The 13911-nt window shown below is 64.6% G+C and carries 15 protein-coding genes; 7 read left to right on the top strand and 8 right to left on the bottom strand.

Going from position 1 to position 13911, the window contains the following annotated elements; all coding sequences use genetic code 11:
• The first annotated feature begins 105 nt into the window (after positions 1-105).
• Positions 106-1356 carry a nucleoside transporter C-terminal domain-containing protein gene (locus IVA78_RS04860; RefSeq protein WP_247280101.1) on the top strand — a complete coding sequence of 417 codons (1251 nt, stop codon included), beginning with the start codon at positions 106-108 and terminating at the stop codon, positions 1354-1356.
• Positions 1357-1490: 134 nt separating this feature from the next.
• Here IVA78_RS04860 and IVA78_RS04855 read toward each other — a convergent pair whose 3' ends face one another.
• Positions 1491-2018 (bottom strand): cupin domain-containing protein, encoded by a 528-nt coding sequence (locus IVA78_RS04855; RefSeq protein ID WP_247280102.1) that lies wholly within the window; start codon positions 2016-2018, stop codon positions 1491-1493.
• Between the two features lie 164 nt (positions 2019-2182).
• Positions 2183-2470, bottom strand: a complete 288-nt coding sequence (locus tag IVA78_RS04850) for an usg protein (RefSeq protein WP_247280103.1) — start codon at positions 2468-2470, stop codon at positions 2183-2185.
• 379 nt (positions 2471-2849) lie between these two features.
• Here IVA78_RS04850 and IVA78_RS04845 point away from each other — a divergent pair, with 379 nt between their 5' ends.
• Entirely contained in the window at positions 2850-3164 is a 315-nt protein-coding gene (locus IVA78_RS04845) for a co-chaperone GroES (protein WP_247280104.1), read from the top strand.
• 42 nt (positions 3165-3206) lie between these two features.
• A complete protein-coding gene (gene groL, locus IVA78_RS04840; RefSeq protein WP_247458406.1) occupies positions 3207-4847 on the top strand; it encodes a chaperonin GroEL in 1641 nt (546 codons plus the stop codon).
• A gap of 175 nt (positions 4848-5022) precedes the next feature.
• On the opposite strand, the gene lepB is transcribed toward groL, so the two are convergent.
• From lepB to IVA78_RS04830, 4 genes are all read right to left on the bottom strand, one after another.
• Entirely contained in the window at positions 5023-5316 is a 294-nt protein-coding gene (gene lepB, locus IVA78_RS34275; protein WP_346275286.1) for a signal peptidase I, read from the bottom strand.
• Positions 5246-5428 carry a S26 family signal peptidase gene (locus IVA78_RS34270; RefSeq protein ID WP_253075131.1) on the bottom strand — a complete coding sequence of 61 codons (183 nt, stop codon included), beginning with the start codon at positions 5426-5428 and terminating at the stop codon, positions 5246-5248. Before IVA78_RS34270 ends, lepB begins: the two co-directional genes overlap by 71 nt.
• Positions 5359-5769 (bottom strand): S26 family signal peptidase, encoded by a 411-nt coding sequence (locus IVA78_RS34265; protein WP_253075130.1) that lies wholly within the window; start codon positions 5767-5769, stop codon positions 5359-5361. Before IVA78_RS34265 ends, IVA78_RS34270 begins: the two co-directional genes overlap by 70 nt.
• Before the next feature lie 170 nt (positions 5770-5939).
• Complete coding sequence (locus IVA78_RS04830) at positions 5940-6773, bottom strand: LysR family transcriptional regulator (RefSeq protein ID WP_247280760.1); 834 nt, start codon at positions 6771-6773, stop codon at positions 5940-5942.
• 128 nt (positions 6774-6901) lie between these two features.
• On the opposite strand from IVA78_RS04830, the gene IVA78_RS04825 reads away from it, so the two are divergent.
• Positions 6902-7495, top strand: a complete 594-nt coding sequence (locus IVA78_RS04825) for a cysteine hydrolase family protein (protein ID WP_247280759.1) — start codon at positions 6902-6904, stop codon at positions 7493-7495.
• A gap of 11 nt (positions 7496-7506) precedes the next feature.
• A complete protein-coding gene (locus IVA78_RS04820; RefSeq protein ID WP_247280758.1) occupies positions 7507-8136 on the top strand; it encodes a glutathione S-transferase N-terminal domain-containing protein in 630 nt (209 codons plus the stop codon).
• Between the two features lie 7 nt (positions 8137-8143).
• Here IVA78_RS04820 and IVA78_RS04815 read toward each other — a convergent pair whose 3' ends face one another.
• Positions 8144-9250, bottom strand: coding sequence for a DUF2778 domain-containing protein (locus IVA78_RS04815; RefSeq protein WP_247280757.1), 1107 nt, complete (start codon positions 9248-9250; stop codon positions 8144-8146).
• 671 nt (positions 9251-9921) lie between these two features.
• Here IVA78_RS04815 and IVA78_RS04810 point away from each other — a divergent pair.
• A complete protein-coding gene (locus tag IVA78_RS04810) occupies positions 9922-10446 on the top strand; it encodes a FecR domain-containing protein (protein WP_247280756.1) in 525 nt (174 codons plus the stop codon).
• A gap of 61 nt (positions 10447-10507) precedes the next feature.
• Positions 10508-12397, top strand: a complete 1890-nt coding sequence (locus IVA78_RS04805; RefSeq protein WP_247280755.1) for an adenylate/guanylate cyclase domain-containing protein — start codon at positions 10508-10510, stop codon at positions 12395-12397.
• Between the two features lie 5 nt (positions 12398-12402).
• On the opposite strand, the gene IVA78_RS04800 is transcribed toward IVA78_RS04805, so the two are convergent.
• Positions 12403-13905, bottom strand: a complete 1503-nt coding sequence (locus IVA78_RS04800) for a glycosyltransferase family 39 protein (protein ID WP_247280754.1) — start codon at positions 13903-13905, stop codon at positions 12403-12405.
• Between the last annotated feature and the right edge of the window lie 6 nt (positions 13906-13911).

Raw genomic sequence — 13911 nt, 5'->3', positions numbered from 1 at the left:
TGACTGAGGGGGACCGGCTTGTCAACAGCGGGACGCCTCCCGCATGTCCCGGCATTGCCTTTGCAACGCAGGCGCGGCCATAATCATTGAGGCTTTGGGGACATCATGCTGCGCTTGCAATCGGCACTCGGCATTTTCGCATTGCTGCTGATCGCCTTCGCGCTCGCAGAGAATCGCCGCGCCGTATCGCTGCGGCAGGCGGCGATCGGCCTCTTCGTCACCTTCGTCACCGCCATCGTCCTCCTGAAGTTACCCGCGGTCGCGCGCGCCTTCGGCGCCATCAACGACGCGGTCGGCGCGATCTCCGCGGCCTCGCGCGCCGGCTCCTCGTTCGTGTTCGGCTATATCGGTGGCGGCGCCCTGCCCTTCGAGGTCAAAGTGCCCGGTGCGGATTTCATCCTGGCGTTCCAGGCGCTGCCGATCGTGCTGGTGATGAGCGTGCTGACGACGCTGCTGTTCTATTGGCGGGTGCTGCCGCCGATCGTGCGGGGCATGGCCTGGCTGCTGGAGCGCACCTTAGGGGTCGGCGGCGCCGTGGGGCTGTCGACCGCCGCCAACATCTTTCTCGGCATGGTCGAGGCGCCCCTGTTCGTGCGGCCGTATCTGAAGCAGATGACCCGCAGCGAATTGTTCCTGGTGATGACCGGCGGCATGGCCGGCATCGCCGGCACCGTGCTGGTGCTCTATGCGACGCTGCTGGCACCCCTTATCCCCGATGCCGCCGCGCACTTCGTCATTGCCTCCGTGCTGGGCGCGCCGGCCGCGATCCTCGTCAGTCTGATCATGGTGCCCGAGACATCCGACAGACGCACCGGCGGCGCGCTGGAAAATCCCGAGATGGAGGTCTCCGGCACGATGGACGCGATCGTGAAGGGCACCACCGCGGGCCTCGAGCTGCTGCTCAACATCGTCGCAATGCTGCTGGTGCTGGTGGCTCTGGTCTATCTCGTCAACGCCATCCTTGGCCTGCTGCCCGATATCGGCGGCGCCGCGATCTCGTTGCAGCGCCTGCTGGGCCTCGCGATGGCGCCGGTGTGCTGGCTGATGGGATTGCCATGGGACCAGGCGGTCACCGCCGGCAGCTTGATGGGCACGAAAACCGTGCTCAACGAATTGATTGCCTATGTCGACTTCTCAAAACTGCCGCCCGACGCGCTCGATCCGCGCTCGCGCCTGATCATGCTCTACGCGATGTGCGGCTTCGCCAATTTCGCCAGCCTCGGCATCATGATCGGCGGCTTAGGGGTGATGGCGCCGGAGCGGCGCGAGGAGATCAACGCGCTGGGGCTGAAGTCGATCGTGTCGGGGACGCTGACGACGTGCCTGATGGGAGCGGTGGTGGGGGTATTGAACTAGACTTCTCTCCGCTTGTCATTGCGAGCGAAGCGAAGCAATGCAGTCTGCATCCGCGGAGAGATTCTGGATTGCTTCGTCGCAAGGGCTCCTCGCAATGACGAGTTGAGAGGCCTGCGCCCCTCCAACAATAGCGCCTACGCCTTCAACTCCACCGTCTTGAACTCCGCCGGCAGGATCACCTCCAGCAATTCCACATCGTCCGAGTAATCCAGAATCATGTGCTTGATCTTCGGCGGCTGGGTCCAGGCGCTGCCCTCTTTCATCAAGGTCTCGCCCTGCCCGTCCATATAAGTCTTCACCCAGCCCTTGAGCACGTAAACCATCTGGAATTCGACATCGTGATAGTGAAGCTTTGAGACCTCGGCCGGATTACACGGGCCTTGCAGACGGATGACATGCGCTTGCGCCAGGCCATGGGTCGCATCGGCGATGCCAAGGTCGCGATATTTGGCATAGGCGCGCAGGCCGTCGGCTTTGAAATCCTCTTCGCGGTGATGGCTGATGGCGATGCGCTGCTTGGGCCGGGCGGGTTTGCTCTGAGCGAGCATACGCGCCTTCGCCTTCACTGCCTTGCGCGCCGCGGATCGAGCTGCGGCCTTGGCTCCACTCCGCTTCTTCACCGCGGCTTGCGCTGCGCTGCGCGATCTTACTTTTTTGACCATCGGCCCGCCTCCCGTTGCTTGTTATTATGCGGCGAGACTAGCACAGAACGAGATGATGTAGCGGGGGCAAAGCGAAACGTGCCCACCATTGCGAGAAGCAGTCGCGGAGACGGTGGGCGCGGCGCGAGCGCGCCTTTGCTCGCCTACGAAGCCGGTGCTCGATCTCAATGCAGCCGGAACACGCCGTCGACAGCGCGGAGTTCGGCCGGCTTGATCAGCTTGCAATGCGCCACGGTAACCGAGTGCAGGGGGCCGTCGAGCCTTTCCTGCCAGAACGCCAGGAAATCCTTCAGCGCCGGAAATTTCGGAAACATGTCGTAATTCTGCCAGACGTAAGTCTGGAGCAGCGACGGATGATCCGGCATCCGATAGAGAATTTGCGCCGTCGTCAGCCCGTAACCCAGCATCTGCTTCCGGAAATCCTCGGAAACGCCCCCACTCTGCAGTCCCATGCCAAACCTCCTTTGCAGGAGCGCATTCAAGGGGCGGCCTGGTCGGTGTGCGCCTTACGAGCCACCCGGTACTGATGCGCTCACATGTGAGAAATGTGACGCAAACTGACAATTCATCTCAAGCCCAAAAGTTTAACAAGCTGTTGAAATTCAATGCGTTAGCAGCAGATGCGGCTCCGTGCTAATACGGCCCGGCGCACCGTTAACGATGTGAAAGAGATTCTGGCAGTCCGCGCTTCCGGGTGCTAATTTTCTGCTAGAAGCCCTTGCCCCCGCAAAATTCCTGTCCTATTTCTTCCTCGCCTGTGCTAGCACTCGCGGGCAACGACTGCTAACAACCTCGAATTCCTCAACTCTTGCAATTGCTTAGGAGGACTGCATGAAATTCCGTCCGCTTCACGACCGCGTCGTGGTCAAGCGCATCGACGCAGAAGAGAAGACCGCTGGCGGCATCATCATTCCCGACACTGCCAAGGAAAAGCCCTCCCAGGGCGAAGTCATCGCCGTCGGCCCCGGTGGCCGCGACGAGTCCGGCAAGCTGATCCCGATCGACCTCAAGGTCGGCGACCGCGTGCTGTTCGGCAAGTGGTCCGGCACCGAGGTCAAGATCGACGGACAGGATCTGCTGATCATGAAGGAGAGCGACGTTATGGGCGTTCTCGAAGTCAGCGAGTCCAAGAAGAAGGCGGCTTAAGAGCCCCGCTCCCTTCCCTTTAAATTTCAAGGAAAAATCCAGATGGCAGCCAAAGAAGTCAAATTCTCGGTTGAGGCGCGCGACAAGATGCTGCGCGGCGTCGACATCCTCGCCAACGCGGTGAAGGTCACGCTCGGTCCCAAGGGCCGCAACGTCGTGCTCGACAAGTCGTTCGGCGCTCCCCGCATCACCAAGGACGGCGTCACCGTCGCCAAGGAGATCGAGCTCGAGGACAAGTTCGAGAACATGGGCGCCCAGATGGTGCGCGAAGTTGCCTCCAAGTCCGCTGACGCGGCCGGCGACGGCACCACTACCGCGACCGTGCTCGCGGCCGCGATCGTGAAGGAAGGCGCCAAGTCTGTCGCCGCCGGCATGAACCCGATGGATCTCAAGCGCGGTATCGACCTCGCGGTCGAAGCCGTGGTGGCAGACCTCGAGAAGAACTCGAAGAAGGTTACCTCGAACGACGAAATCGCCCAGGTCGGCACCATTTCCGCCAACGGCGACGCCGAAATCGGCAAGTTCCTCTCCGACGCCATGAAGAAGGTCGGCAACGAGGGCGTGATCACCGTCGAGGAAGCCAAGTCGCTGGAGACCGAGCTCGACGTCGTCGAGGGCATGCAGTTCGACCGCGGTTACATCTCGCCCTACTTTGTCACCAACGCCGACAAGATGCGCGTTGAGATGGACGACGCCTACATCCTCATCAACGAGAAGAAGCTCTCCTCGCTGAACGAGCTGCTGCCGCTGCTCGAGGCCGTTGTGCAGACCGGCAAGCCGCTGGTCATCGTCGCCGAGGACGTGGAAGGCGAAGCGCTCGCGACCCTGGTCGTGAACCGCCTCCGCGGCGGCCTCAAGGTCGCGGCCGTCAAGGCTCCGGGCTTCGGCGATCGCCGCAAGGCCATGCTCCAGGACATCGCGATCCTGACCGGCGGCCAGGCGATCTCGGAAGACCTCGGCATCAAGCTCGAGAACGTCACGCTCAACATGCTCGGTCGCGCCAAGAAGGTGATGATCGACAAGGAGAACACCACCATCGTCAACGGCGCCGGCAAGAAGGCCGACATCGAGGCGCGCGTGGCCCAGATCAAGGCGCAGATCGAGGAGACCACCTCGGACTACGATCGTGAGAAGCTCCAGGAGCGTCTGGCCAAGCTCGCCGGCGGCGTCGCGGTGATCCGCGTCGGCGGCGCGACCGAGGTCGAGGTGAAGGAGCGCAAGGATCGCGTTGATGACGCGATGCATGCGACCCGCGCGGCCGTGGAAGAAGGCATCGTCCCCGGCGGCGGCGTCGCCCTGCTCCGTGCCTCCGAGCAGCTCAAGGGCCTGCGCACCAAGAACGACGACCAGAAGACCGGCGTCGAGATCGTGCGCAAGGCGCTGTCGGCGCCCGCTCGCCAGATCGCTATCAACGCCGGCGAAGACGGCTCGGTGATCGTCGGCAAGATCCTGGAGAACAAGGCCTATAATTACGGCTTCGATTCCCAGACCGGCGAATATGCCGACCTCGTCAAGAAGGGCATCATCGACCCGACCAAGGTGGTCCGCACCGCGATCCAGAACGCAGCCTCGGTGGCCGCGCTCCTGATCACCACGGAAGCCATGGTCGCCGAGCTGCCCAAGAAGGGCGGCGCCGGCCCGGCGATGCCCCCCGGCGGCGGCATGGGCGGCATGGACTTCTGATCCAGCCATCTCAAGGAGTACGAAACCCCGGCAGCAATGCCGGGGTTTTTGTTTTGGGCAACCTTCCCGCCACCGCCATTCCGGGGCGCGCCCTCTTGGGCGCGAGCCCCGGAATGACGAGCGGACGGAGCGCAGCGCAATCCGGCCACGCACACCGCCTGGATGACGAGACCATTCACCGCACCTTCCCCAGCCGCTCCATGTGCGGCTCGCCGTCTTCGTCGAACGACCAGAAGATCCGCGTCACCTTCCCGACGAGATTGTCCATCGGCACGAAACCGAATGTCGACGTCATGCGGCTGTCGGTGGAATTGCCCCGGTTGTCGCCGAGCACGAAGAAGTGGCCCGGCGGCACCGTGAAGACATCCGTATTGTCCAGGAAGCCGTTATCGATGCAGTCATAGGTCACATAGGACACGCCGCTCGGCAGCGTCTCGCGCCACCGCTTGACCTTGAAGCTGCCATCCACACCGCAGGCGATGCCTGCGAGCCCGTGCTCGAGCGGCGCGCGTCACTGGACGGTCGTTGAGCATGAGCTGGCCCTGCCGCACCTGGATGCGGTCGCCGGGCAGCCCGACCATGCGCTTGACGTAATCGACCGAACTGTCCTTCGCCGTCCGGAACACGACGATTCGCCATATTCCGGTTCGGCGGCGAACAGGCGGCCCGAGATCCAGGACGGCGCGAAAGGAAAGGAATAGCGGCCGTAGCCATAGGCATATTTCGCGACGAAGACGTAGTCGCCGACCATCAGCGTCGGCGCCATCGAACGAGAAGGGATGTTGAACGGCTGATACAGCAAGAAGCGAAACAGGAACGGCGGCGACCACAGCAGCGGAATCAACAGGATCAGGATGACAATCGCCTTCCATTCACGCGACTGCGCCGACGACCGCGGCCGGAATGTTTCCTGAATGGTCATGCACCTGCCCTGATCAAATCCGTAGCCGTCGCGAGATTACGCAACTTTCGCGCGCGTGCAATCCCGGCTCCGTGATCTCGGTCGCATAGGTTCGGCCATTCATGGCAAGGGCGACACAACGGATATGTGAAGGCCGCCCATGGGCCTTCGGGTTTTCACGCGCTCTCGGGTTATCCCCGCGCAAGTTCGCTGAAACACGCTCGCAGCCAGTCGATCGTCACACGTGTCGCGGCGTCGCGCTTGAGATGGTTTTGCACGAGCAGCCAGACGTCGCGGCGTTTCGGCAGCAGCGTGGCGCGCAGGCGGCGATCGCCGAGCAGCTCGGTGCAGCTGTGCTCCGGCAACACGCCAGCGGCCTGATGCGAGCGGATCAGGGTGCGGATGATGCGGACATTGTCGGTCACGCAGCGAGGGCGGATTTTCTTCGTCCGCAGGAATTGCATCTCGGGAATGGCGCCGAGCTCGTCCGGATAAGCGCATAGCACCGGCTCGCCTTCAGTCGCGTCCGGTTCAAAATAGTAGATGCGGATGTCGCCGAGCCTGGAGATCGAAAAGTCGCCCTTGTCGGGCTTGCGCAGGCGGATCGCGAGATCGGCCTCCCAGCGCGAGAACCTGACGTTCTCGCTCGAGGTCAGGAATTGCAGCGTCAGGCCGGGATTGGCGCGCAGGAACTCGCTCGCATGCGGGGACAGCACCTCCTCGGCGACCGCATTGGTCGCGGCGATGCGCAGCCGCCCCACGGGGCCGGGCATGCTCTCACTGATGCGACCGATCTCGGCGGCATGCGCGGCCATGGCTTGGACGTGCGCCAGCACCGCCTCGCACTGACGCGTCGGCTTGCGGACACCGTCGGCAGCCTCAAACAGGCGCAGGCCGAGCGCATATTCGATGCGCGCCAGCCGACGTCCGACCGTGGTCTCGTCGATGCGCAGCCGCGCGCTGGCGCCGGCATAGGTGCCCTCGTCTCTGACCGCGGCGATGATGCGAAGATCGTCCCAATTCATGGTTTCAAGGCTACATCGGCTGGCATTGGCCTGCAATATCGCAGCCGTCGGCTGCAATATCCCTGCATATCGGCAGGCTACCGACGAGCTATGCTCGGCCAACCTTACGCTTGGAGATTCTGAAGATCATGATGCCCGCAAAGACCCTGCTGCAGCTCGCCGGTGCCGACCTCACTCCGCCGCGTCTTGACGACGCCGCGCTGGTGCTGATCGACATCCAGAACGAATATCTCGCAGGTCCCCTCGCCCTGCCGGACGCCAAGCCTGCGATCGCGCGGGCGACCGTCCTGCTGGCGCGGGCGCGCGAGCGCGGATCTGCGATCATCCATATCGCCCATCGCGGCAAGCCCGGCGGCCTGTTCGATCGCTCCGCCGATCGCGGCGCCATCGTCGCCGAGCTCGCGCCGCTTGCGGACGAGCTCGTGATCGAGAAGGAGTTGCCGAACGCTTTCGCCGGCACCGGCCTGCAGGCGCAGCTCGCCGCCAGCGGACGCAACAACATCGTGTTGGCCGGATTCATGACGCACATGTGCGTCAGCTCCACCGCCCGCGCCGCGCTCGATCTCGGGTTTCGCACGACCATCGATGCCGATTCCTGCGCCACGCGTGATCTGCCCGACGGCCGCGGCGGCACGCTGGATGCCCGGACCATCCACGAGGTCGCGCTGGCCGAGCTCTCGGACCGCTTCGCGATCATCGCGCGCGGCGATGCGCTGGCGTGAAGGAGTTCAGGATGCTGCAGCTCTATTTCTTCCCGATGGCCTGCTCGCTCTCGAGCCGTATCGCGCTGATGGAGGCGGGCGTCGAGGCTCAGTATCACCTTGCCCATATCTGGACGAAGAAGGTCGTGGACGACGACACCGATTTCCGCGATGTGTCGCCGAAGGGCGCGGTGCCGGTCCTCGTCCTGGAGAACGGCGAGCGGTTGACCGAAAGCGCGGCAGTGCTGCAATACATCGCCGATGTGAGGCCGCAGGCGGGCCTTGCGCCCCGGTTTGGCGATCCCGACCGCTATCGCCTCCAGGAATGGCTGAGCTTCATCGGCGCCGAGATCCACAAGGCGTTCCTGTTTCCGGCCTTCTGGTACAAGGACGACGGCTCGCTCGCCAAGCCGCGCGCTAGAATTGTGCAGACATTGTCGGCGCCATCAGCGCATCTGGCGGACCGCGAATTCCTGGTCGGTCACGGCTTCACCGTTGCGGATGCGCATCTCACCTGGGCGTTGCTGCTGCTCCGTCATGCAGGAATCGATATCGCGCAGTGGCCATCGTTGGCCGCCTATCTCGAGCGCATGCAGGCGCGGCCCGCCGTGCGTGAGGCGATCGCGACCGAGATGGCGCTGCGCAAGACGATGGCGAGTTGAGCGCGTCTCACTCCACCCGCGCCAGCACCGCGAGCTTGCGGATGCCCTTGTTGCGGTAGGCGTCCAGGAACGCGTAATAATCCTTGAACGACACGCAGCCGTTGGAATCGCCGTTCGGACCGAGCATGAAGGTGTGCGCGAGCAGGCCGTCGCGGCCGTAGATCGCGCTCTCGCCGCCGAGCGGGGTCAGGCGCAGCGCCGGCACGCCGTGGAACAGCGCCTCGCGCGGCTTCAGCGTGTAGATGTGCGGCGGCGTCACACCGCGCATACGCTGGCGCTGGGAGCGCGGATCGTCGAGATTGGAGCCGAGGCCGGAATGCGCCTCGAGCTTGGTGCCATCGGGCAGATAAACCGTCTTGGCGGTGATGTCGTAGACCGCGGTGTCGCGCTCATAGGGCGGCGCACCGCCGAACATCGGATTCTGCTCCTTCGGCGCGATGGACGCTGTGATGCTGGCATCGGCCGAGGCATACGCCAAGAGCCCGCCGGACGGCTCACGCTTGCCCCAGAGTTTCTCGACCATCGATTGGCGCGGACCGGTGATCGACATCACCGCAGCCTTGGCGCGATCGGCGAAGGATTTTGGTTTAGCCTCGGGCGCCGGCACGATCTCGGCCGGATCGGCCGAGGCCAGCTGCACACCGGCGTCAGCGCGCTTGGCCTTGGCAGCGTCCACGATCTTGGCCGAGCCTTGCGGCTTCAGCGCGTCCGCGACCTTCGCGATCACGTTGGGCTTCGCGGCTTCCTTCGACGCATCCTTGATAGCGTCCTTGGCCTCGGCAACGCTGATTGCCGGCGCTGCAGGCGCGGCGCTGGCCGCGCTCGAGGCCACGCCTTGCGTCGCAGCCGCGGCAAAGCGCTCGTTGAACATCTCGCGCGAGATCGGCGCGGTCACCTGCAACCGGTCCGGCAGGAGCGCGAAGGTTTCCTTGACCGCCTCGCCCGCCTCGCGCAGCACCACCTTGGGTGCGCGCTTGATCACGGGCTCGTCGTAGCCGCTGTTGCCGACGGTCGGATAGACGCTGGCGCCAAGGATGTTGTGGTAGATGGTCCAGCCGGCGCCAATCACGACGCAGCCGATCGCCGTGGCGCCGAGCCAATTACGGGTGGTCATTTTCCGGGAAGATTTCCGCGAATAATTCTTCGAGAATTTCTTGGACTTCCGTGCCGCGTTACTCTGCGCAGCGATACTCGTACTCATTCGCCTTGCGTCCAGGACGGTGTCACTCAGTCCCCCTTCGAAGCGCCGCTGGTCACGATCCGGGACCAGCATCTCGCAGAGGGTCGGAGCGTCATTAAGGCGACTTTTAGTTAAATGCAGATTAAGTTCAGGCGGATATGGGGCAACTCGTTAACGTCGTCCCATTTCGGGAAAAAAGCCCGCAGAATTACGGCCTTAGCCGAAACTGTTAACCATGAATTCTCGACCGGTTCAGGCCGGCCACCCGACGCCTCCGCCCGCAGCCAAGACGCACCCAACAGCGCCTTTTTCGTGATCATCAAACTGGGCCTGACCACAGCGCCGAGGGGTTGCGAGGCTGGTGGACTCCAGCCGCCCTGCCGCGCGCCGGGCGGTCGCGGCAACAGCTCATGCAGGTCACGCACCGCGGGACGGAAGTGCTCACGCGGCACGGCGCTGTGACTGAAAGTTGATCGCGCCGGCCTGGAAATCGCCGCGACGAGAAAATAGCTCCTGAGTCAGTACTTTTCGGCAGCCTCTGCGTGTGATACGGTACCGTATCAACATCGCCTTGAACTGTGCCGAGCACGCAAACGGAGGCAGGCATGAGAGGCTTTTCGCGCGCCGGGTTTTGCGCCCTGGCGTGTTTATTGTTGTTGATTGGGTTTGCAAGGGCACAGTCTGCTGCCAATGCGGGCTGTACGGCATCGCCGTCGGCCGTGGGCACGCAGGTTTGGCGCTGCGACAACGGCATCACGATCGTTGCGGAAAACGGCGCCAGATTTGAACTAAAGGACGCCAACCGCGACGGACATATAGACTCCGTGGAATTGAGCAGCAAAGCCCTGCTGATCGAGGTGCCCAAGAAGCCCGGCGGCAATCCCTTCAAGGTGTTGACCCCGCAGGCGATCGCGGCGGTGCGCGGCACGAAATGGGCGGTCGATGTCGCGGACGCCAAGACCTCCGTGTTCGTCGCTGACGGCCGCGTCGGCGTGACCCGCAGGGCTCGTGGACGCGGTGTCGTGCTCGGACCCGGCGAAGGGGTCGATGTCGAGGCAACCGGCCCGTTGACCGTCAAGACGTGGGGCCAGCCGCGCGTCGACGCGCTGATGGCACGACTCGGACAATAAGCTGGGTCGATAAGGCTCAGCTCAATAAGATTTGGACAGTAGAAGATTGCAAACCGACCGCATGCGTAGCCGACGCGTTCAGATCCTGGTGGCACTCGTTCTCACCGCGCTATGGGGCGCGGGCATCTTTGCCGCGCACGCCAACGGCCATCTGCGCTTTCTCGACCGCCTCGAAGCGACGTTGACGGATTGGCGGACCCAGGTCCGCGGCGTGCAGCGCCCGCCCGATCTCGTCACCATCGTAGCGATCGACGATACTGTGGTGAAGCGCGGCGGCAGCTATCCGCTGCCCCGGGCCGATCTCGCCCGCGTCGTCGACACCATCGTGCAGTTCAAGCCGAAGGTCATCGCGATCGACTTGCTGCTGGTCGACCGCAGTGCCGCGATCGGCGATGCGACGCTCGCCAACACGCTCGCCACCGGTCCGATGGTGCTCGCGGCGGCGGCGATCTTCCCGACCGACAGCGAGACCGTGGCGCCGAGCAGCGAAGGTCCCCTTGCGGTCCTGCCGCAGGCCGAGCGCTTCCTGCTGCCGCTGCCCGCCTTCGCCGAGCATGCAGAGGTCGGCGTCGTCAACGTCGCGACGGGACAGTCGGGCTCGCCGCTTTCGGTGCCGATGCTGTTCCGGACGGCCGACAAGGTCGAGCTGTCGTTTCCTTTGCGCGTGGCGGCCCGCGCGCTCGACAAGCCGCTGACGATCGCGCCGGATCATCTCAGGCTCGGTGACCGCGTGGTGCCGACCGATACCGACTTCGCGCTGCCGATCACCTATTACGGCCCGCGCCGCACCATCCGCACCGTCAGCGCGCAGAGCATTTTCGACGGCACGCTCAACCGCGCCGCGATCGAGAACCGGATCGTCGTGATCGGCGCCGCGGTCGCCGGCGGCGGCGACTTCTACCCGACGCCGTTCGATTCGCTGATGCCCGGCGTCGAGGTGGTCGCGACCGCAATCACCCACCTCGTCGCTGGCGACGGCATCGTGCGCGACCGCAGGGTGCATACCGCCGACGCATTCGCCGCGATCCTCTTGCCAATGCTGTTGGTCGGCCTGCTTGCCTGGCGGCGCAGTGCACTCGGCATCATGGCGGCGGCCGCGGTGATGATCGCGTGGGCCGGGCTGAACCTGTTCGCGTTCACCCACGGCATCTGGCTGAATGCCGCGACGACGCTCGCCGCGGCCGTGCCGCCGGTTGCGATCTTTGCCGGCGTGCAGCTGTGGGCGGGAGGCCGCCGCACGCAATATCTCGCCGCCAAGAGCAGGTCGCTGGCGCAATTCCAGGCGCCGGCGGTGCAGGACTGGCTGGCGCGCGATCCGAATTTCCTGTCCAAGCCCATTCGGCAAGACGCCGCCGTGGTTTTCATCGATCTCTCTGGCTTCACAGGCTTGAGCGAACGGACCGATCCGGACGCGCTCCAGGACATCCTGAAGGCGTTCCACGCGCTGCTGGACAAGACCGCAGCCGATTGCGGCGGCTTGATCACCGGCTTTCTCGGCGATGGCGCCATGATCCTGTTCGGACTGCCGCGCGCAATACCCGATGACGCGGCGCGCGCGCTGAAATGCGCGATCGACCTGCATCGCGGAGTCGAGCGCTGGATCGCCTCGTTGCCGCCTGCCATCGGACATCAGCTCGGCTTCAAGATCGGCGCGCATTTCGGCGAGATCGTCGCCTCCCGCCTCGGCGAAAGCCACCAGCACATCACGGCGACCGGCGACACCGTCAACGTCGCGAGCCGGCTGATGGAGGTCGCCGCCCGGAACGGCGCGCGGCTTGCGCTGAGCGATACGCTGCTGGACACCGCCGACTTCCACGGCGCTCCCGACGGCATCCTGTCAGGCCCCCTGCTCACGCAAGTCCGCGGCCGCTCCGGCGTCGTGACCGTCTGGTTCTGGCGCGATCGGGACGTACCGGACCAGGCCGCCACCAAGGCCGAGATGATCGGCTGAAGCCCTTACCGCGCTTCCGGCGGCGGGGAGCGGTCGAGCACGTCGCCCTTGGCGCCTTCCAAGAGATCGATGCCGTAGGTCTCGACCACGAGCGGCCCGCGCTTGCGCTGCAATTGCGCAATCTGCGTCACCTTCTCAAAGAGGTCGTTGAGGGCAGGATGACCATCGCTGCGCAGCTCGTCGACATAGAGCAGCTTGCCGGCGAGCAGCTTGGGATCGGGGTCGGGCATGTTGACCCAGCGGATGCGCTGGGTCTGCTGGGCCACGCAGGTGCCGCGCGGCAAATAAAAGGCGAGCCAGCCCGTGGTGCCATAGTCCTGCGCGAGCACACAGGTCGCGCCACTGCGCGCGCGCACCGCTTCGATCTGCGCGGCAAGCTCACGCCAGCCGACGCCGACGCTGCGCACAGTGGCATCGCGGCGATAGCCGGACAGCCAGCCGGTATTGGCCTGCACGATCAGGACCGCAAACATCACGATGCTGACCGGCGCGGCCCACCGCAGGCAGAAATCCACCAGGCGCCGCTGGCGCGGCTTCCACTGCACGAGGTTGGCGGCGGCGGCCGCGGCGACGACGAAGGGTGGGTAGACCGGCGCAAACCAGTTGGCCTCGACGCGGGCGTGTAGCGAATGCCAGACGAAATAAGCAACGACGGTCCAGAACATCGTCGCGATCAGCACGCGCGAGGCCAGCGCGCCGGCCCGGTGCCAGGTCAGCGCATGCAGCCCCATCGCGCCCAGGATGAAGACGAGCGGGGTCGCAAACGCGATCTGGGTCGGGATCAGCTCGGCGATGAAGACGGGACGGAAGTCCTCGATTCTGGCGCGGCCGAGCTGCTTTGCGAACGACACCCAGTGATGGTCCGCATTCCAGAGGATCACCGGCGAGAACAGCGCGAGGGCCACGAGACCGCCGAGATAGGGCCAGGGCGAGAGAAACCAGTGCCGCAGCTTCGGGACGGAAGCGAGCCAGATCAGGATCGCCAGCCCAAAGAACATCGCGGTGTATTTCGACAGCAGCGCCGCACCGACGGCCGCGCCGGCCGCAAGCCACCATGCTCCGCGTCCGGTCTCCAGCACCTTTGCGAGGAAGAACAGCACGAAACTGGAGGCGACCAGCAGCGGCGCATCAGGCGTGACGATCAGCGTGCCAACCGCGGCCATCATCGTCACGTTGAGCAGGATGGCGCTGGTGGCGGCCACGCGCGCGCTGCCGAACAGGATCGCGGCCGAGCGGTAGACCGCATAGCTCATCGGCAGCGCCAGCAGGATCGAGACAAGGCGGACGCCGAGCTCAGTGTCGCCGGCAATCATGGTGCCGGCGCGGATCACATAGGCCACCATCGGCGGGTGGTCGTAGTAACCGCCCGCCAAATTTTTCGACCACATCCAGTAATAGGCTTCGTCGAAGGTGATCGGCGTGAAAGCCGCGGCGACCAGCCGCAACACGACCAACGCAAGAATCGTGAGCGCGGTGTTGCGGACGATCCGCGCGTCAGCTCCGCCCATATCGCG

The sequence above is a fragment of the Bradyrhizobium sp. 137 genome, from assembly GCF_023074095.1.
Lineage (GTDB): Bacteria > Pseudomonadota > Alphaproteobacteria > Rhizobiales > Xanthobacteraceae > Bradyrhizobium.
The sequence above is the reverse complement of the archived record's forward strand: the minus strand, read 5'-3'. Positions and strand labels throughout refer to the sequence as shown.